This window comes from Hyphomonas johnsonii MHS-2, from assembly GCF_000685275.1.
Lineage (GTDB): Bacteria > Pseudomonadota > Alphaproteobacteria > Caulobacterales > Hyphomonadaceae > Hyphomonas > Hyphomonas johnsonii.
On record NZ_ARYK01000002.1, the window covers coordinates 38,523 to 57,248 of the forward strand.

General features: G+C 59.8%; 16 protein-coding genes. 6 read left to right on the plus strand and 10 right to left on the minus strand.

The features are described from left to right. Positions 1–5: 5 nt before the first annotated feature. From HJO_RS05175 to HJO_RS05195, 5 genes are all read right to left on the minus strand, one after another. Positions 6–911 carry an SDR family NAD(P)-dependent oxidoreductase gene (locus HJO_RS05175; RefSeq protein ID WP_035614685.1) on the minus strand — a complete coding sequence of 302 codons (906 nt, stop codon included), beginning with the start codon at positions 909–911 and terminating at the stop codon, positions 6–8. Then, positions 908–2,188 (minus strand): hotdog family protein, encoded by a 1,281-nt coding sequence (locus HJO_RS05180; protein ID WP_035614687.1) that lies wholly within the window; start codon positions 2,186–2,188, stop codon positions 908–910. Before HJO_RS05180 ends, HJO_RS05175 begins: the two co-directional genes overlap by 4 nt. A gap of 21 nt (positions 2,189–2,209) precedes the next feature. After that, the gene (locus HJO_RS05185) at positions 2,210–3,736 is read right to left on the minus strand and encodes a class I adenylate-forming enzyme family protein (protein ID WP_051618277.1); all 1,527 of its coding nucleotides are present in this window, start codon (positions 3,734–3,736) and stop codon (positions 2,210–2,212) included. A 98-nt stretch (positions 3,737–3,834) separates the two neighbouring features. Further along, positions 3,835–4,866 carry an acyl-CoA dehydrogenase family protein gene (locus HJO_RS17565; protein ID WP_051618279.1) on the minus strand — a complete coding sequence of 344 codons (1,032 nt, stop codon included), beginning with the start codon at positions 4,864–4,866 and terminating at the stop codon, positions 3,835–3,837. Then, complete coding sequence (locus HJO_RS05195; RefSeq protein ID WP_035614689.1) at positions 4,863–6,041, minus strand: acyl-CoA dehydrogenase family protein; 1,179 nt, start codon at positions 6,039–6,041, stop codon at positions 4,863–4,865. The genes HJO_RS17565 and HJO_RS05195 overlap by 4 nt, the downstream gene beginning before the upstream one ends. 221 nt (positions 6,042–6,262) lie before the next feature. On the opposite strand from HJO_RS05195, the gene HJO_RS17570 reads away from it, so the two are divergent. The 3 genes from HJO_RS17570 (at position 6,263) to HJO_RS05210 (ending at position 10,213) form a co-directional block, all read left to right on the plus strand. Beyond that, complete coding sequence (locus HJO_RS17570) at positions 6,263–8,563, plus strand: acyl-CoA dehydrogenase family protein (RefSeq protein WP_162173777.1); 2,301 nt, start codon at positions 6,263–6,265, stop codon at positions 8,561–8,563. 64 nt (positions 8,564–8,627) lie between these two features. Then, positions 8,628–9,068 carry a Zn-ribbon domain-containing OB-fold protein gene (locus HJO_RS05205; protein WP_035614691.1) on the plus strand — a complete coding sequence of 147 codons (441 nt, stop codon included), beginning with the start codon at positions 8,628–8,630 and terminating at the stop codon, positions 9,066–9,068. An 11-nt stretch (positions 9,069–9,079) separates the two neighbouring features. Then, complete coding sequence (locus tag HJO_RS05210) at positions 9,080–10,213, plus strand: thiolase family protein (RefSeq protein ID WP_035614693.1); 1,134 nt, start codon at positions 9,080–9,082, stop codon at positions 10,211–10,213. A gap of 97 nt (positions 10,214–10,310) precedes the next feature. Here the strand turns inward: HJO_RS05210 and HJO_RS05215 are convergent, their stop codons facing one another. From HJO_RS05215 to HJO_RS05230, 4 genes are all read right to left on the minus strand, one after another. Next, positions 10,311–11,117, minus strand: a complete 807-nt coding sequence (locus HJO_RS05215; RefSeq protein ID WP_035614695.1) for an enoyl-CoA hydratase/isomerase family protein — start codon at positions 11,115–11,117, stop codon at positions 10,311–10,313. An 8-nt stretch (positions 11,118–11,125) separates the two neighbouring features. Further along, complete coding sequence (locus HJO_RS05220) at positions 11,126–12,229, minus strand: thiolase family protein (RefSeq protein ID WP_206741810.1); 1,104 nt, start codon at positions 12,227–12,229, stop codon at positions 11,126–11,128. Between the two features lie 79 nt (positions 12,230–12,308). Next, positions 12,309–13,013 (minus strand): TetR/AcrR family transcriptional regulator, encoded by a 705-nt coding sequence (locus tag HJO_RS17575; protein WP_084141553.1) that lies wholly within the window; start codon positions 13,011–13,013, stop codon positions 12,309–12,311. A 33-nt stretch (positions 13,014–13,046) separates the two neighbouring features. Beyond that, complete coding sequence (locus HJO_RS05230; protein WP_051618285.1) at positions 13,047–15,323, minus strand: CoA transferase; 2,277 nt, start codon at positions 15,321–15,323, stop codon at positions 13,047–13,049. Positions 15,324–15,394: 71 nt separating this feature from the next. Between HJO_RS05230 and HJO_RS05235 the strand changes: the two genes are divergently transcribed. Both HJO_RS05235 and HJO_RS05240 read left to right on the plus strand, forming a co-directional pair. After that, positions 15,395–15,805: a Zn-ribbon domain-containing OB-fold protein gene (locus tag HJO_RS05235; RefSeq protein ID WP_035614699.1), complete on the plus strand. Its 411-nt coding sequence runs from the start codon at positions 15,395–15,397 to the stop codon at positions 15,803–15,805. Between the two features lie 42 nt (positions 15,806–15,847). Then, on the plus strand, positions 15,848–16,702 hold the full coding sequence (locus HJO_RS05240) for a MaoC/PaaZ C-terminal domain-containing protein (protein ID WP_035614700.1): 855 nt from the start codon (positions 15,848–15,850) through the stop codon (positions 16,700–16,702). A 67-nt stretch (positions 16,703–16,769) separates the two neighbouring features. Here HJO_RS05240 and HJO_RS05245 read toward each other — a convergent pair whose 3' ends face one another. After that, positions 16,770–17,870 carry a LysR family transcriptional regulator gene (locus HJO_RS05245; protein ID WP_084141556.1) on the minus strand — a complete coding sequence of 367 codons (1,101 nt, stop codon included), beginning with the start codon at positions 17,868–17,870 and terminating at the stop codon, positions 16,770–16,772. A 57-nt stretch (positions 17,871–17,927) separates the two neighbouring features. Between HJO_RS05245 and HJO_RS05250 the strand changes: the two genes are divergently transcribed. Then, on the plus strand, positions 17,928–18,725 hold the full coding sequence (locus HJO_RS05250; protein WP_035614703.1) for an enoyl-CoA hydratase/isomerase family protein: 798 nt from the start codon (positions 17,928–17,930) through the stop codon (positions 18,723–18,725). Position 18,726: the final 1 nt, after the last annotated feature.

The following is an 18,726-nucleotide window of genomic DNA, read 5'->3' on the forward strand; positions in this document are numbered from 1 at the left end:
CCGGCTCACCTGGGCTCCAGAAGCCGGTTGAGGATCTCACTTACCTCAATCACGCTAGTCGGTTGTTGGAAGCCTGTCTCGTCGGTGACCTTGTCCCAATTGGCGAGCAGGGATTCCGCCGTCACATTGTCGGGCATCGACCAACCTTCTGTCAGGCCAATGAAGCACCTCGAGAACCAGCCCGCTCCGGCCATGAAGATATCGCCATTTGCCGGGCAGTCGCGGTGCGCAAGCAGGGTCGCGATCGGCGCCACCTTGTCTGGCGCTTTCGGGGCGCTGGGATCGTCGGAAACATTGTTGGTCAATCGGGTGCCCGCAATCGGCGCGAGTGCGTTGACCTTGATACCTGAACGCTCGCCTTCGATCCGCAGCGATCTCATCAGGCCGACCAGCCCCATCTTCGCTGCGCCATAGGCCGTCTGGCCGAAATTTCCGAGCAATCCGGATGCTGACGTCGTCAGAACAATACGTCCGCCATTCGGGTTGTCCTTCATGGCGACGAAAGCTGGCTGCGACACGTTGATGCCGCCCCATAGATGGACGTCGACAACGGCCCGTGCATCGTTGAAATCGAGCTTAGCAAAACTACGGTCGCGCAGGATGCCCGCATTGCAGATGACGCCATCGACACGTCCCCACGCATCAAGGGCTGCTTGTACAATCGCCTTACCGCCTTCTTGTGTTGCGACGCTGTCGAAATTTGCGACAGCCTCGCCGCCTTCAGCCCTGATAACGTCGACTACTTGGGCCGCCGGGCTTGCATCGGCGCCGTCCCCGGCGGCCGAACCGCCAAGGTCGTTGACGACGACACGGGCGCCGCGCCGGGCCAAGTCGAGCGCATAGGAGCGCCCGAGTCCGCCGCCCGCGCCGGTGACGATGACGACGTCTCCGTCAAAATTCAGCGGCGTCATGATTTTGCCTTGCCAGAATATTCTGCTGCGGCCTGCATCATCGCGGCACCGCGGCGCGAAAGCTCGGCGGGCGGGGTCGGCATCGTCACCGCCCCGAATGCGTGTGAGGGCAACATCACTTTGGCAAAGCCCCTGGTCGTCTCGTCGCCACGCTGGTTCACGCCCTTGAGGGCAATCTCGACAACTGGCTGACCGTTCTCGATACTCTTCCCTGTCACTTCCCCGGAGATGATGTGAAAATCTCCGACGAAGTTGAACTGCCGCAGATCGACACTCAGCTCCGCAAGCCAGCCATCATCCCCCATCCAGTTGGTCACGACGTGGGACAACCACGCAAACCGCATGATCGCATAGTCATAACCGCCCGGCAGGCCGAGGTCCTGCGCCCGGCGATCATCCCAGTGGACACGCTGTTGGGGTTGCGGAACACCCCAGTCGTCCGGTGTGTAGAACGCAGCAATCTTCTGGCGCGCCTTCCAGCCATATCTCAGTGGCCCGATATTGTATCCGTCGGCCATGCCTGTCGCGATATGGCGGCTGATGACCTCGACCATCGACAGCGGGCCCTTGGCAACAGGCGTCAGCGCTTCGCCAACCTCGACGTCTTCATGATACCGGCGTTCGGACCCGCGACGCATTTCAGCCGCATAGACCTCATCGATCCGCGCAATATCGTCCGGCGTGTAGACGTGCTTTTCGCGGTCAGCATACTTGCCCTTTTCCTTCGATCCGCGGCGTTCGGCATTGACGCAGGAATGCTCGCGCGTCGCGATTGGGGCTCCGGACCGATCGACATAAAGCGACCGATAGGAATCGATGACGCTCCGCCCGCCCGAAAAGCTGGATTCCTTCACCTGGATGTCCGAGGTGGTGTACTCTTCATAGGCAATATCGCCCTCGAAAACCGGCTTGTAGAAAGACCATGTGGTCGACGCGAGATACTTGCCGACGCCCCTGAAAAGACCTTTGAACAGCGGCTTGATATCTTCCGGATACGGTGGCGTCTCATTCTCCCCCATCGTCTGGATAAAGAGCGGATGAGCGACAGGGCCACGCCAGCGCGACTTGGCCGCGTAGACCGGATCGTGCCAGAGTGGATTGTCGTCTCCGACTAGGCCAAACGCAAAATGACGCATCGTGTCTTGCGATGCCCGCACATTGAATGTCGGTACAAACCGGCGTTGTGGAATCCCGATTTGCTTGCGGGCGCGCTCAATATCTTCGTCCGTGATCGTGCCATCTATGTCTCGCGCTGCAGGCGCCGCTATATCTGCCATGTTGAACCCTTTGTATCTTGATCAGAGGTCGTATTTGTCTTGGAACATCTTTCGAAGCGCAGGCCGGTCCACCTTCATCGAAAGGGTGCGCGGAAGGCTTTCAACGAATTCGAACGCGACCGGCACCATGTACGCGGCCATCTGCTCGCGTCCGAAAGCATTCAGCTCCTCGCTGGTCGGCTTCGGCGCATCTGACGACGGCTCGATGATCGCGATCGGCACTTGCCCGAGACGCGCATGCTTGGCAGCCAGAATGCCGACCTCGCGCACGCTCGGATGCAGCCTCAGAACCTCTGCAACCTTGTCAGGCAGAACCTTGAAACCACCGCGATTAATCGCCTCATCGACCCGGCCGTGCAGGTATAGGAAACCCTCCGCATCGATTGAGGCGAGGTCGGTTGTGCGAATCCAATCCGGGCCCGCGCGCGGCGTTTTGAGATTAAGGATACCAATCTCGCCAGCCGGAAGATCTTTATTGGTTTCCGAATCGGTAATCCGGACTTCCATGTCCGGTCGCATCCGGCCCACGGAGCCACGCTTGGTTTGACCATGGGCTTTGTGATCAGCCAGCGACCAACCAGCGATGCCGCCCATGAATTCCGACGCGCCATATTCGACCAGAACCGGAACGTTGAAATGGTCTTCGAAGCGCTTTTGCGTCTCCGGATCTAACGCAGCCGTCCCGCACCGTATTGCCATCAGACTGGCAAGCTTTTCCGGCGGAACATCTGCCTCAAGCACCATGGTAATCATCGACGGTACCAGGCTGCTCACCCGCGTCTTCGTGCGCTCGACGGCATCAGCCCACGCTTCCGGCGTAAACTTGTCGTGCAGGTCGATCGGTCTCGCCTGGTTGAGCGACAGGAGCGCGCCCCACATCCCGCCGGAATGCGAGAAGGTGGTCTGCAGGATCGCTGGCGACCGTTTCACCTTGAGGGGTTCAGCAGCCTTATTCTTTTCCGACCGGGCGCCAAGCTGCATGGCTTTCGCGAAAGTCACGGCCGGGACAGGGATCCGCTTTGGCTCACCAGTTGTGCCACTGGTCAGACGCTCTGCGACAACATCCTGTCCTAGCGACCGGAACGGTCCTTTGCCGAGCGCTTCGAAGCCGGGCACAAACCGTACCGGATCGTCCGCGCCAATTTCGAGCACCAGACCGACCGCGCCGACATCCTTCATCGCCGTCTTGAGTTCGGGCGTAAAATCCTGCGCGACGCCGACCACGACGCCCATATTGAGCTGGCGCTGCTGTTCAGCAGTTTTCTCGGCAGGCTGATGCGGATTGAGCGGGGAAATACAATGACGCGACTGGATAAGGCCAATCAGCGCGCCAACGAGCGACGGTTCGTTTCGCGCGAGCCATCCGACGCAGGCGAATTCCGGCAGGCCCAGGGCCTCAAACTTTTGGGCAAGGCCGTCCGCGATAGCGCCCAGCTCACCCCACGAATAGCCCTTGCCATTGAAGCGCACCGCTTCGCTTTCCGGATCCAGTTTCGCCAGTGAAGCGAAATGGGCCGCAATCTGTTCTGCTGGTTTGATCTCGGTCACAATCGCACTTCCATTTCTGACGCTTATTCACAATTTACCTGTCTTGCAACATAAGCGAGTGTCATCCGAACGGTTATTGTGAATCCCGCATCGCCGAGTTAAAAATTCACAACTGAGTGTGATCCTGACGGAAACTTCTCCAGCAAAGCCAACCGGTGAGTAAGGTCCGTATCGCCAATTCGGTCCATAAAATGACCACGCTTCACAAAAAGATGCGGCGTATGCTCACCTGTGAAGCCAATTCCGCCATGGTTTTGAATGTTCGCGGCGCCATTGTTGAACAGGGCATTCTTGCTGGTCATGCAGGCCGCATGAGCCTGATAGGCTGCATCAGCGGCCTGGTCTGCATGGGCCAGCACCGCGAACGCCGTCTGACTCCACGCCGAAACGGAAGCCGCGAGCATGTCGGCGCAGCGGTGCTTCACTGCCTGAAATGAGCCGATGGGCTGGTTGAACTGGTGCCTGACGCACGCATAGTCGACCGACATTTGCGTTGCCGCCTCCGCCGCTCCGACCATATATGCTGCAACAAGCAAATTCACACGCCGGCACAGCGACGCAGAATCCACGCCGACACACCCCTCAGCGAACTCAGCCCGTTCGAGGTCAAGCGTCCAGTCCATACTCAGCACGTCTCGCCGCACCGTGAGGTCATTGGCGGCAAAAAGTCCAATGCGGTCCCCCCGGCACAATAGCATCAATGCCGCGTCCCGGGAATCAATGAGATGCCAATCTCCGTGGAGGCTTTCGGCGGCTGCAGTGATACAGGCTCCGGCCCCGACCGCCGTCTCGCCGCTCATGATGTCGCCAGCCAGTGACAGATTTCCCGATGTCAGCGCCACATGCGGCGCGACCATCCCCATCAGGAGAGAAGGCGAGAGAAGCACGCGACCAAATTCGCGGGCCACCAGCGCTTCTTCGGCAATCCCATATCCGACACCGCCAAATTCTTCAGCGACGCCGATGCCGAACACACCAAGCCCGGCAAGTGCGTGGCGCATAGCCCCGTCCTGGCTCACCACCACCTCGCCCGGCGCCGTGAGCCGTTCGATCGGCGCATTGTCGGCGAGATACGACGACACGCTGTCGATGATCTGTTGCTGTTCGTCAGATGGCTGAAGATCAATCACAGTCTTGGCCCCCTCGGCAGACCGAGAACGCGTTCCCCGATCAGATTGCGCTGGATGTCCGACGTTCCGCCGCCGATCGTGCCCGCGAAGGAGCGCAGGTAAAAGAAGACGAGGCCCTCCGCGAGCGTCGTCTCCAGACCGTCACCGCCTAGTATATCCATACTCAGCTTGCGCGCCCGCTGGGCAACTTCCGAATAGATCAGCTTCACGATAGACCCTTCCGGTCCCGGATTATTTTGACCGGCTCGCGAGATCGTCGCATAGGTCATTGATCTGATGGCGGCTGCGTCCGCCCGGAGCGCAGCCAGGCCGGCGGCGATGCTCGGATTATCGATCATCGAACCAGTTCCGTCGGCCCCGGGACGGCTTCGGGCCATGTCGATCAGCATCTCGATCAGCTCACTGTTCTGGATCTGGTCGGCGATGAAACCTGTGCCCCGCTCAAAGCCAAGCGTCGCGTTTGCGGTTGCCCACCCGTCGCCGAGCTCGCCGACAACATTCGACAATGGTATCCGCACATCATTGTAGAAAACCTGGCAGAAATGGTAATCTTCCGCCGAGGTCATCGTGCGGATCGGGCGGAGCTCAATTCCGGGCGTGCTCATGTCGCAGATGACCCAGCTCAGCCCGCGATGACGTTCAGACCCGGGCTCAGTGCGCAGCAACAGCTCCTGGTAATCGGCATGCTGGGCATAGCTCGTCCAGATCTTGGATCCATTGACCACCAGACTGTCGCCATCAACGACTGCCTTGGTCGAGAGGCTGGAAAGGTCCGACCCGGAATTGGGCTCCGAAAACCCCTGACACCAGACCGCCTCCCCCTTCAGGATTCTGGGGAGATGATGCTGTCTTTGCTCCTGCGTACCGCACGCGATCAACGTTGGTCCGGCATGGCTGAGGCCAACAAAGCAGCACCCCGACCTTGGCGCCCCGGCGAGTGCATATTCCTCATGCCAGATAAGCTGCTCCATCAGGCTGGCGCCGCGGCCTCCAAACGCCTCTGGCCACGCAATGCCGGCCCATCCGGCTTCATATTGCCGCCGCTGCCAGTCGAGATCGAAGCCGCGCACTCCTTCTCCCGCAAATGGGCGGGCTGTCTTGGGAACATTGCTCTTCAGCCACTCGCGGACTTCGGCCCGGAACGCTGTTTCTTCTGGTGTTACTTCAATCTTCAACGATCAAACCACTTTGCCTGCTTGGTGCGCATGGATTCTGTTTTGGCAGCCGCCTTGGCAACGCTCTGGTTGCCTCGACAGCACCGCGACGGTTCTGCGGGCGCACTTCCCTGTCTGACACCAGTACAGCATCGCACGAACCGAGCGTCTTATGCGTTTCCACGACCGATCCGCAAAATAATCCACATAGACTTGCAACGGGTGGCTGAGGACGATGCGCCTTGTCATTCAACATGCTGAGTTATTCGATTATGCGCTCCGATGAACAAGAACAGCTCGACCGCACGGTGCGCCGTCTGGTGTCCGATCGGAGCGCCGCGCGCAAGGCGGCGGAGAACGTGTCCGGGACCGATCCTGAATTGCTGTCACAGCTGGGGGCGCTCGGCCTTCTCGGCATTTCTCTCCCCTCGGACATGGACGGTTCCGAACTCGGTCTGGCAGAAGAGTGTATCGTCGTCGAGGCGCTCGGCGAGCAGGTCGCGCCTGTTCCGATCGTGTCGATCTACCTCGCCTGCCACATACTTTCTGCCTGCCCGGACGCAACCGACGTCGCGGCAGCGCTCGCAAGCGGCCAGACCGTAGCCGGCCCGCTCATCAATGCGGATGGCAGCTTTCCCAATGCCCTGGTCACGCCCGGCATTGAATGCGCTACGCACCTGTCATCGGATGTGCCGTTTGCGTTTGAGGGCACGAGTCTGACGAGCTTTCTGGTTCATGCCGATGACGCCTGGTGGGTGGTCGATGCGCATGGACCGGGGGTCGAACGAAGCGACCTGAAAAGCCTCGACACCACGCGTCCGATGGCAAGGGTCAAACTCGTCGAGGCCCCGGCCAAACGGATCGGCTGCTTCCCTCCGGGCGACCTCCAGAAGATCGCCCAATGCCTGATTGCGGCAGAAGCAGTGGGCGTCGCTCAGGGCGCGCTTAACCTCATCACCGAATATGCGTTGCAGCGAGAACAGTTTGGCCAGCCGATCGGCCGGTTCCAGGCGATCAAGCAGAACCTGGCCAACTGCCTGCTTAAACTCGAATCCGGCCGATCCAGCCTGTGGGGCGCGCTCCGGTCAGTGGCCGATGGTGTTCCGGACGGTGCCGCCTCTCATCTCGCCAAGGCCGCCGCCACCGAAGCAGCGTCTTTTGCTGCCTCCGAGTCTGTTCAGATGCATGGCGCGATCGGCTGCACATGGGAGCATGACCTTCACCTGCTGATGCGACGCAGCAAGCATTGTGAAATCAGCTTTGGTTCGCCCTCCTCCCACTTGCAGCGCCTCGGAGAGAAGGCCCTCGAACTGTATGGCGCAAAGCGACGCAAATCTGGCTCGAGCAACAAGCCCGAGCAGGATATTGGCTTCGTCCCCAGTCAGGCCGACGCCGATTTCCTCATCGAGTTCCAGACCTGGCTCGACGAACACGCCCCGCCCGAAAAGATATCACAGCTACGCCGCGCCGATCTCGCCGGTCGCCGCGCCTGGCAGGCAGAGATGGCTGAAGGCAATTGGGCCGGCATTCACTGGCCCGTGGAATATGGCGGCCGGGCTGCGAGTTTCACCCAGCAAGTCCTCTACTATGCCGAGCTCACAAAGAGAGGCGTGCCGCCACTCCCGGGGAACCGCGGGCTGATGCTGGTCGGCCCGACGCTTTTCACGCACGGCACCGACGAACAGAAGAAACTCCTCGAGCCGACGCGGCGCGCCGACATCCTGTGGGCCGGCGGCTTTTCCGAGCGGGGCGCAGGGTCTGACCTCGCTTCACTTAGCACCAGAGCGGTCGTGGACGACGAGAAGTTGGTCATCAACGGCCACAAGATCTGGACGTCGCAAGCCCAGTATGCCGACTGGATGTACGCCCTTGTCAGAACCGGGCCGCAGCACCCCAAGCGCGACGGCATCAGTGTCGTCGTCTTCCCGATGGATGCGCCCGGCGTGGAAGTCAGGCCCATCCGCCGCAATAATGGCGACTATCATTTCAACGAAGTGTTCTTCAACGATGTAACGATCCCGCTCAGCAGCCTGATCGGCCCGAAGAATGCCGGCTGGTCGGTCAACCGGACGACCATGCAGGGCGAGCATCTCACCAATTTCCTCGGCGCCCATGCCAGCCAGGCGCGGACCATCCGGCGCATCGCCGGCATGCTACAACAGCGAGAGGCAGAAAGCGGCCTTGATGTCGGGCTGCGCCAGCGCTTCAACACGCTCTGGTCGACGACCCAGATCATACACCTGCATGGCTTGCGCAACGTCGCCCGGTTCACCAGCGGCGCTGACGTCGGCAGCGAGAGCTCAATCACCAAGATTGTCGGCCAGGAAAACGAAAAGGCGATGTTCGAATTCCTCATCGATGTGATGGGGAGCGCTGGCCTTGAAGAGAGCATCTGGACCTCGGCCTATTTGTCGACCCGTGCCTCGACCATCGGCGGCGGCACCAGTGAAATTCACCGCAACAAGCTCGCCGAGCGCGTATTGGGCATGCCCCGCGATCTTTGGGCCGACGAGGAAGTCGACATCGCGCAAGCCGCAGAATGATTAGCGGCACTCACCATGCCTCAAACGACCAGACCGCATCACTTTCAAACAATTGGAGTAAGCAATGACCGACACAGACCCCGCGCTGCCCCTGCCAGCAATGCCTTTCATCAAGGTTGAGCCGAACGGTGTGGCACGTCTCGAGTTTCAGAAATGCACGGCGTGCGGCGCGTTCTCGCTCGAAACAAATCGCATCGCCTGCGGCAAGTGTGGCGCACGCGGCAGTTTCGTTGCCCACCAGCCCGAAACGACAACAGGCACCTTGCACTCTTACTCGATCGTGCATCGCAGCTTCCCTGGCGTCGCGGTGCCGTTCGTTTCAGCGATTGTCGACATGGACAACGGCCCCAGCCTCAAAGGCAATCTGCGAGGCATCGCGCAGGACCCGGAAAGCATTTCGCTCGGTATGGCGGTCAACGTCGTGCTCGATGACGCCCTGAACCGCAAGGATGATCAGGGCAACAGTTATGTGTGCCACTTTTTTGAGCCGATTGCGGCGAAGTAGGAGCTAGAGATATGAGCGACGTTTACATCGCCGGCATCGATATGATCAAATTCGGCCGGTACCCCGACAAGACGCCCGCCCTCTTGGGCGCTGAAGCCGTTCTCGGCGCGTTGGACGATGCCGGTCTGACCATCAAGGACGTCCAGGCCGTCTATTCGGGTTGTGTCTTCAACTCCATGAACGGTCAGAAGATCCTGCAGCAGGTAGGCGCTTTCGGCATTCCCGTAACCAATCTCAGCAACGCGTGCGCAACGGGCGCGACAGCGGTCCGGGACGCATGGATGGCGATACGCTCGGGCGACTATGATGTCGTGCTGGCGGTCGGCGTCGAGCAGATGACCGGCATGGGCATGCTGGGTGGTCCTCGCGCGAGTGCGATTTCGACTGAAGGCCTTATGGGATCGGCCTCAATGCCTGCAACCTTTGCAGAAGCCGGGATGGAATATGCCGCCAAGTATGGCGCCACCTTCGAGAACTTTGCCAGCGTGGCGGTCAAGAACCATCACCACTCGACCTTCAATCCAAAGGCGATGCTTCAGAAGGAAACGCCGCTGGAAATGGTCATGGGCGCCGAAATGATCGCCTACCCAAACACCAAATTCATGTGTTCGATCAATGTCGACGGGGCCGCTGCGGCCATTCTCGTCTCGGAACGCAAGGCAAAAGAGCTCGGGCTGGGGCGCGCGGTCCGCATCCGGGCATCCGCGCTTGCTTCCGATCCGTGGCAGGAGCGGAACCCGCAAATGCCGGACATCAATTCGGCAACGCGCCTGTCAGCCCAGCAAGCTTATGAAATGTCGGGCATCGACCCTTCCGATCTCGACCTAGTCGAACTCCACGACTGCTTTGCGACGGCCGAACTGCTCCACTATGAGAACCTGCAGCTGTGCGGCGAGGGTGAAGCCGTTCGCCTGCTGGAAGATGGAGAGACAGCGATTGGCGGTCGCATTCCGGTCAACCTGTCGGGGGGGCTCCTGTCAAAGGGGCATCCGATCGCCGCGACGGGCATCGCCAATCTCTATGAAGTCTGCACCCATCTGCGGGGCGAAGCAGGCCAACGCCAGCAACCCGGTGCCAAGATCGGTCTCGCGCATGTTGTCGGCCTCGGAACGTGCAGCGCTGTGCACATCCTGGAAAAAGCATAGCGGCGCTCGCGACCGGACCGGCTAGTCCTTCACAGGATTGGCCGGTTCCGCGTCAGCGCTCGACGTGCGTTTCAAAGCCGCGTGCTGCGCGTGAAAATCAGTAGCCCTTGAAGACCGGCGCGCGCTTTTCCTTCAGCGCGAGCATGGCTTCCTTGGCGTCTTCCGTCTTTGAACAGCGGATCATCGCCGACGCCTCGAGCGCGATGACATCGCCGAGGCTATGGTCAACGGACGCCCGAATGCAGCGTTTCATATAGCGAAGCGCGACCGGCGGCGCGGCGCAAAGCTGCTCGGCCACCCGCAACCCTTCGACCATCAGACTATTGGCGCTAACGATCTGGTTCAGCAATCCGCACGCCTTGGCCTCGGCCGCGTCGAGCTTCTGGTTCAGGAACATCAGCTCGCACGCCTTTGCTGGGCCCGAGATCTGGGTCAGGAAATAGGTCACCCCATAGTCACCCGACAGGGCGAGCCTGGCATAGGCCGGCACCATCGAGGCATCAACAGAGCCGATCCGCATGTCGCAGGCGAGCGCCAGCGCGAGGCCCGACCCTGCTGCCACGCCATTGACCAAGGCAAGCGTCGGTTTGGGCATCTCGTGAAGGAGCTTGTTGGTGGCGGAGCGAGCAACCATCTCGTCAGTTCGCTGCTCCTGGGAAACCGGGCCGCCCTGCCCTCGCGCGCCGCTCGTATCACCGCCTGAACAGAACGCCCGACCTTCCCCCGTGATCACCACAACCCTGACGTCTTTGTCTTCCGCCGCTTCGCGGACCGCGGCCTGGAGCGCTTCATGCAATTGCGGAGACAAAGCATTCAGGCGCTCGGGCCGATTGAGTTTGAGCAGCGCGGTACCACCGATGCGTTCAGTGATAAGGACGTCCTGGCTTGAAATCTCAGCTGTCATGGCGCGTCTCAGTGCCGGCTCAGAAGGAGGCAACCGGCAAGCGGGCCTCCGCCTGCTGCCGCGACACCCACTTCTGGATTGCCGGGAACCTGCCGGTCTGCCCCTTCGCCCCAGAGCTGGATGCAGGTTTCCCACAACAGGCCAAAGCCATGCAGGCGTCCGCCCGACAATTGGCCACCACCCGTGTTCAAGGGAAGTTGGCCGTCGCGCGCAATACGCTCGCCGCCTTCGACGAACGGGCCGCTTTCGCCGCGTTTGCAGAACCCAAGTGCTTCAAGCCACAACAGCGTATGAATGCTGAAACCATCATAGACATTGGCTACGTCGACATCGGTCGGTTTCAGATCGGTGTGCGTCCACATCAACCGCCCGGCATCCAGCGCCGGCATACCTGAAAGCGGCTCGTACTGATCCCAGCTATTGCGGCCAAACGCGGCAGCGCCCATCGACTCGATCCGAAGCGGCGGCTTTTTCAGATCTTTGGCGGCTTCCATCGACGACACGATCACGACAGTCGCAGCATCCGTCGGTGCATCGCAATCATAAAGACCAAGCGGATCGGAGATCATGCGCGCGTTCATATAGTCGTCATGGCTCATCGGATCGCGGTAGGCTGCATAGGGGTTCAGCATCGCATTACGCCGAGCATTGACCGCGACCCAGCCAAGCTGTTCCTTCGTCGTCCCGAAATCATGCATGTGCCGACGCGCCATCATCGCTTGCGAATTGACCGGCGAGAGCGCGTTGAAGGGCCGCTGCCAGGCGTAAGGGCCCACGATGCGGTTCGCGGCGGCGCCCCGCTCAGGCTCAGTGGATTTCGATTTGCGGACCGAATACTCATTCAGCGTCCGATAGCAGAGCACATGGCGCGCCTGCCCTGTCGCAATTGCACCCACCGCATTGATCACAGAGCTCAGCTGGCCCGGCCCTTCGATCAGGCCGCAATACCAGCTAAGGTCACAGCCCAGCGCCTCTTTCAGCTCAATCACGCCGATCGGGGACATGCCCGGAGACGGAGACTTGCTGGGCCAGGTTGCGATACCATCGATATCTGCCGGCGTAAGGCCCGCATCATCGAGCGCCTGAAATGACGCCTCCAACATCAAATCCATGATGGGCCGTGTCGCCTTTCGGCCGGGCGCCGCCAATCCCACGCCGGTAATCGCCGCCCCTCTGAAGCCATTTGCCATTCTAACCTGCCTCTTTCGTCTTCATGATCGTGGAAATCACCATCACGGCGCCATCGATGAGCCGGCCTCTTGTGATATCGCGGCCAGGTGGCCGCAGGCGAATGACCGCGGCGAGCCGTTCGAGCATCCCCATCAGCACGGTGACAACGGCAAGGACCGGCGCTTCCGGAAAGCCGAGCATCGGGCCGTGACCCGATTTGAATTTTTCCTCGAGCGCTGTCATCATCGGCCTCAGCATGGTGGCACGGGCCTCGCGAAAACGCGGCTCTCCTTCATCGGCTGCCAGATTGCGAATTCTCAAGACGGCATAGTGCTTGTCCCAGAACGAAAGGTACGCCTTTACCAAGGCGCGCACACCGGGCTCCGGCGCCGCTGTGTCGATGGCATGAACGAGGCTTGGAAAGTCTGGGAGCTGTCCATTCAGATCTTCCAGCACGGCCAGCACGGCCTCTTCGACATCGGCAAAATAGATGTAGAACGTCGCTGGCGAGACAGACGCCATGTTCGTGATGTCCGAAACGGTCACGGCGCGCAGAGAGCGGCTTTCAAGCAGCCGGTTAGTCGCGTCGCACAGCCGCTTACGCGTGAGGACAGATTTTTCCCGTCTTGATCGCGGCCGGTTTTCGCGGCCACGAACAGGAACGCTTTTTACCTTGCGCTCAACGGCCTGCTTCCCTGTCGGTGCAGAGCCCTCGGAATCAGACATGATTGGCCCCGTTCGCTTTGTTGATGTGAATGGTCATTCGGCTACCTCATTTCGCAAACCTGCGACTATTTTGTTTCGGCAAAAATCTCGGATCTCTACCGGACTGAAACCCAGCTCCTCCAGACACTGCGCTGTGTGCTCCCCGAGGTCCGGTACACCACTCTGCGGCAAAGCGGGCTGCCCGTCGAAGAGCCAGAACGTGCCGACCATGTCGACCATTCCGAACTTCGATTGATTGAACCGCGCGACCAGGCCTTTGTCCAGATTGGCGGGATCTCCGAAAAACCTGTCCCGATTGTCCGTCCTGGCTTCGGTCGCCGCAATTCCGCAATCGTCGGCGAGGCCAAGAGCTTCGGCGACGGTCAAACCGGCCATGTAGTCTTCAACGCCGCTGACACTCGTTTGTCTGCTATGCTGCTGCAGGCTGCTGCATGTGTCGGGTACATCGCTGGCGAAAGCGACCCAGCCGTCCATGCACCGATAGAGGCGTCGGGTCGAAGATACGCCCATTTGCTGCTGGTCCAACCCCGGATAGGGCGTCAGTGACCCGTCTTCGAGCACGATGGTTTCACTCACTGTCATCAGGCCAGCGCCGAGAAGCGAGGCGCCGACCGCCTGGCCTCCATGCCCATTGTCCCTGTGATAAAGGCCGAGCAGCGTGACAAAGAGGCTGGCGAGCGCGCATTGATGATCCATCATGCCGAAGCGATGCCACATCGGCTGGTTGCCTTCGCCCGCGCCCTCAAATTCCCAGCCTGTCTGGGCCTGGAACAACTGGTCATAGCCCGGCCAGTCCTTCCGGGGGCCCTTGGGTCCGTACGCGCTGACATGACAGTAGATGAGTTCAGGATTGATGGCTGACAGCGTCTCGTAATCGATGCCGAGCCGATGCGCCGCAGGAAGCCGGATATTGTGGTGGACGATGTCGGCCCATTCCGCGAGGCTGGCAATGATGTCGGCCGCCGTTTCGTGCTTCAGGTCGACGGCGAGCGATCGCTTGCCTCTTTGGCAGCCAAAGAAGGCGCCATCATTGCGTCGCAGCGGGTCGCCCGTGAGACCTTCAACCTTCACCACATCTGCGCCGAGGTCGGACAACATCATCGTTGCGAACGGCCCGGCAAGGAAAGCCCCAAAGTCGGCCACTTTCACGCCGTTCAACGGCAATTCCTCGGCCGCGCCTCGCGAGCTGGAAATGCAACTTCCCGCTCTTTCGCTCGACCAGTCGCCATCGCGCCATGGCGAGGCGAATGCAGCGGGACGGAAGGCGCGCATTGGCGGTTCGATGGAGACCGGAGCGCCCGGTTGCCGCGTCTTGCCAAAGACCGGGTCCTCGACGTCGATGACATAGCCATTCAGGATGGCTTGTTCGTCGCCATAGATATGCCCCATCGGCACATCGGGCTGCACGGCCACGTCGGCGGACCAGAGATCCGCGAGCCAAACGTCGCTTGGCCGGGACTTGAAGATGAATTTGTTGGCGCCCCAGTTCGGACAGATGTGATCGCCTTTTTCCCCTGCATTGAGGTCCGCGATCCGATCGGCTCCAAGTTCCTGCAGGGCCGCGCTCATCAATGGCGCGTGGTCCGGCGTGGACTTGACGTGGATCCACACCCCGTCCGAACATTCGAACTGCGGGGACCGAATGGATTTCCCCATTGAATTGGTAAATTCCGGCGTCGCCCGTTCCGCCTTGCGCCACAACATCGCGCTCGGCGCGAGTGCGCCCTGAACGAGGCTCGTTGAGACGCCGCCAACACCTCTTCCGCGCCGCTTCTGTATGAGACGGGCCAGCGTACCGATGGCGGCAAGATAGGCGCTCCCCCAACTGCCGAGCGGAAACCTCAGATAGATAGGGCCATCCCGAACACCAGCCTGCTCATCCATGAGTCCCGCCTCGGCAAGAACCAGCGTATCATCGACCGGTCGGTTCTCAAGCTTGTGGCCGGCCGGCCAACTACCAATCTCGGTAATGATCAGATGAGGATGCCTGTCCTTGATGGCGCGGGAACCGAGCCCGAGCTTCTCCCGGTCATGCGGCGTCATATCGGTGAGCAGAATATCTGCTTCGGACAGGAGATCCTGCAACGCCTGCACGTCTTCTGGCGCACCGCAATTTCGCTCCAGTCTCCGCTTGCTGCGATCCCAGACAGCGAATGATGCCAGTTTTTGCCGCCGTCCTGTCCGATCCCCATCAATCAGAACGACATCTGCGCCCGATTCAGCCAATAGCAGACCTGCAAACGCAGCAGCGTGGCCTTGAGACCACTCCACAACCCTGATCTTGCTCAGAACGCCTTCAGGCTTGGACATTTCGGCTGTTGCTCCCGCAATGCATCATCATTAGTGAAGAACTATCACATTATTTTGCGATTGAAACCAGCATGCTTAGAAACCACCTACCCGTTATAGATAAAGATAATTTTGAATTCTGGACAGGCGGTGCGTCTGGCAGGATAATCATAACGCAATGTCAGAATTGTAGCCTCTATATTCATCCACACTCTGACATTTGCAGACGCTGCTACTCACGCGACCTGGCGCCCGCCGCCCTGTCTGGCCGTGGCGTCATCTCAACCTACACGATTAACCACCAGGTCTGGGAGCCGGGCCTCGAGACGCCCTACACCGTCGCCATCGTGACGCTCGAGGAACAGGATGGTCTGAACCTGACGACCAATATCGTGAATTGCGACCCTGCGGACGTCCGTATCGGTATGCCCGTCACCGTCGTGTTCGAACAGGTTGAGGATGTCTGGCTTCCCCTGTTCGAACCTTCGCCAGCGCGCGCGTAATTGCACCGCTCGTCTGCCGCCCCATCAAACTCGGAGACACCCATGCCAATCAAGTACCCAGAAATCCTGGACCTCAAATCCTCAGGGCAAATCAAGGAATGGACCCGTCAGGATTCGATGCTCTACGCACTCGGTCTTGGCCTGGCCTCAGACCCGCTTGACGCGCACGAACTGCCTTTCGTCTACGAAAAGGACCAGAAGACGATGCCGACCATCGCGGCCATTCTCGTCCGCGGCCTTGGTGTCACAGTCGACGCACTTGGCATCGACTACCGGCTCTCCGTTCACGGCGAACAATCCATCATCTGGCACACGCCGATGCCGGCACACGGCCGAATCCGGGGTGAAGGACGCGTCCTTTCTGTCTTCGACAAAGGCGACAAGGGCGCCGTGGTCAACACTGAAACCATCCTGATCGACGCTGAAACCGATGCACCTCTCGCGACCGTCAGGGTCACATCCTTCGCGCGAGGCGATGGAAATTGCGGCGCCCCGAGGGACGGCGCACCGGCGCCCCATCCGATGCCGGAAAGGGCCCCCGACAAGACCAGCTCCATTACGACAAGGCCCGACCAGGCCCTGCTCTACCGGTTGAGCGGCGACTACAATCCACTGCACGCCGATCCAGCCGCAGCGAAAGCCGCCGGCTTCGATCGCCCGATCCTCCACGGTCTGTGTACTTATGGGCTGGCAGCGCGGGCCATCCTTGAGGCTTATGGCAACTTCAAGCCGGAGACGCTCAAGGAACTGAAAGCGCGCTTTTCTGCTCCGGTCTTTCCCGGCGACACAATTACTTTCGAACTATGGAAATCAGGAACGGAAATATCCTTCACGGCGCACGTGAAGGAGCGGAATGTGACCGTACTCAAGAACGGCCGCGCCGTAATAGCAGGCTAATCGCCGATCAAACCGTCTTGAAATGGGATGTCGGGCCGGTCAACAAGCCGGCCCGAATTCGTCTCTCTTATGCCGCCTCTTCCTGAGGCACGCTGGTCGAAGCTTTTGCGCGCTTCGCCTTCGGCGCTAGCGCTTCTGCCGTCTTCCAGAAGTGCGATACCGTCGCGCGTGGCGGCTCATTTCGGCGAACCAGCGCATATTCCACGATCGGTGTGCGGCCCTTCAGAGGGACGTGCACGAAGGACGCGTCCACACCAGGATCGCTGTGCGGATAGCTGAAGCTGATAAACGGTAGCCGCTGCTCATGCGCCAGATGAGCGATCGCCTGCGCGCCTTCCGGCACGATGATGGCCTCGACGCCCCGGCCGATGATCGGCGCGTAGATGCAGTCGTAGAATTCCTGATTGATGCGGGGATTGGTAACCGGAATCTTCCGCCCCTTCAGATCATCAAGTGAAACACTATCGAGGCTCGCCAGCTCATCCTCTTTAGGAACCAGCAGGCTCACCCGGCTCGAATGGATGATCAGGGACTCAAGGTCCGACAATTCGCTGAACAGCGGAATGAGCGCAAAGTCGATCAGGCGCTTGCGCAATTTCGAGATCAGTCTCGACGTATAGTTGCTCGTAATCTCGACGCTGACACGGTCGTGGCGCTCTTCAAACTGGGTGAAGAGCTCACGGCGCTCAGGCACCCAGTAGGTAAACGGATTAACGCCAACCTGGATAACCTGACTGTGGCTCTTCATCATGTGCTTCGCCTTGTCGAGACACTCGTCACTGGCGACTTTCAGGAGATAGGCCTCTTCATAGAGCATCTCACCTTCAGTGGTGAGACGGACGGACCGCGTGCTGCGAACGAAGAGCGGAAACCCAAGCCGCATCTCCAATTGCTGGATCTGTCTTGAAAGCCAGGGCTGATCCACATGCAAGCGTCTCGCGGCCTTACTAAATGACAGTTCTTCAGCAACGGCGGCAAAACGAATAAGTCTGTCTATCTCCGACATCATTTCCTCCCAAGGATTGCAGATTATACTTTTTCTGTTGTTTTCCTGAAGGATAGCCTGTCTCAAACGCACTGAATTTGCAATGGTCTTGAGAAAATACACATAAGCAAACTTGAAAAAAATTCGAATAATCAGTGACGATGCTTCATAATTCGATTTCATTTCGCTGAAAAATCGCCCCCCGAAGCGGGCTCAAACATGACAATGGAGAGAAAACTCATGGGCTACAGCACTATTCTTTTTGACGTGTCGGACGGCATTGCAACGATCACGCTCAATCGGCCGGAGGCCTATAATAGCTTCACCCGGGACATGGCGAACGAGTTCGCCGACGTGTGGAGCCGTGTCCGCGACGACGATGCCGTCCGGGTGATCGTTTTGCGGGCCGCGCCATGCCCGGCATTCTGCTCTGGCGCAGATGTGAAGGGCGGCCCCGGGATCACACCCTATCGGCTGCCGGAGTCGCGCCAGAAACCGTGGCAGATGGATGACCCCGCAGAATCGCTCGGGCCAAAATCCAACAAGGTCTGGAAGCCGATGATCGTCGCCGTCTCAGGCATTTGCGCAGGCGGCGCCTTCTACTTCTTGAACGAAGCTGACATCATCATCTGTTCGGACGATTCAACCTTCTTCGACCCTCATGTGAGCTTCAACATGGTATCGGCCTGCGAGCCGGTTGGCGCGCTTGCAAGAATACCCCTGTCGGAAATCCAGCGAATGGTGCTGCTCGGCAATGAAGAACGCATGTCGGCAGAGACCGCGCTTCGCATCAGCCTCGTGACTGAGATCACCACCCGCGATGACCTTTGGGACCGCGCAGGGGCGTTGGCGACATCGATCGCCAACAAGCACCCCGTCGCGATTGAAGGCTCTGTCCGTGCAATCTGGGAAGCGCTCAGCCTTCCGCATCGGGAAGCCATGGAAAATGCCCTGATGTACACCCAGATTGGCAATCCGATCGCGATGGCCGGAACGGAGCGAAAGCTCGGTCAGAAACAGAAATACCAGATCAGATAGC

What these genes read in the sequence shown, in the direction of transcription:
- HJO_RS05175 (WP_035614685.1), bottom strand. Translation starts at nt 911, where the DNA reads ATGACGCCGCTGAATTTTGACGGAGACGTCGTCATCGTCACCGGCGCG.
- HJO_RS05180 (WP_035614687.1), bottom strand. Translation starts at nt 2,188, where the DNA reads ATGGCAGATATAGCGGCGCCTGCAGCGCGAGACATAGATGGCACGATC.
- HJO_RS05205 (WP_035614691.1), top strand. Translation starts at nt 8,628, where the DNA reads ATGACCGACACAGACCCCGCGCTGCCCCTGCCAGCAATGCCTTTCATC.
- HJO_RS05210 (WP_035614693.1), top strand. Translation starts at nt 9,080, where the DNA reads ATGAGCGACGTTTACATCGCCGGCATCGATATGATCAAATTCGGCCGG.
- HJO_RS05215 (WP_035614695.1), bottom strand. Translation starts at nt 11,117, where the DNA reads ATGACAGCTGAGATTTCAAGCCAGGACGTCCTTATCACTGAACGCATC.
- HJO_RS05220 (WP_206741810.1), bottom strand. Translation starts at nt 12,229, where the DNA reads ATGGATTTGATGTTGGAGGCGTCATTTCAGGCGCTCGATGATGCGGGC.
- HJO_RS17575 (WP_084141553.1), bottom strand. Translation starts at nt 13,013, where the DNA reads ATGTCTGATTCCGAGGGCTCTGCACCGACAGGGAAGCAGGCCGTTGAG.
- HJO_RS05230 (WP_051618285.1), bottom strand. Translation starts at nt 15,323, where the DNA reads ATGTCCAAGCCTGAAGGCGTTCTGAGCAAGATCAGGGTTGTGGAGTGG.
- HJO_RS05235 (WP_035614699.1), top strand. Translation starts at nt 15,395, where the DNA reads ATGCTTAGAAACCACCTACCCGTTATAGATAAAGATAATTTTGAATTC.
- HJO_RS05240 (WP_035614700.1), top strand. Translation starts at nt 15,848, where the DNA reads ATGCCAATCAAGTACCCAGAAATCCTGGACCTCAAATCCTCAGGGCAA.
- HJO_RS05245 (WP_084141556.1), bottom strand. Translation starts at nt 17,870, where the DNA reads ATGAAATCGAATTATGAAGCATCGTCACTGATTATTCGAATTTTTTTC.
- HJO_RS05250 (WP_035614703.1), top strand. Translation starts at nt 17,928, where the DNA reads ATGGGCTACAGCACTATTCTTTTTGACGTGTCGGACGGCATTGCAACG.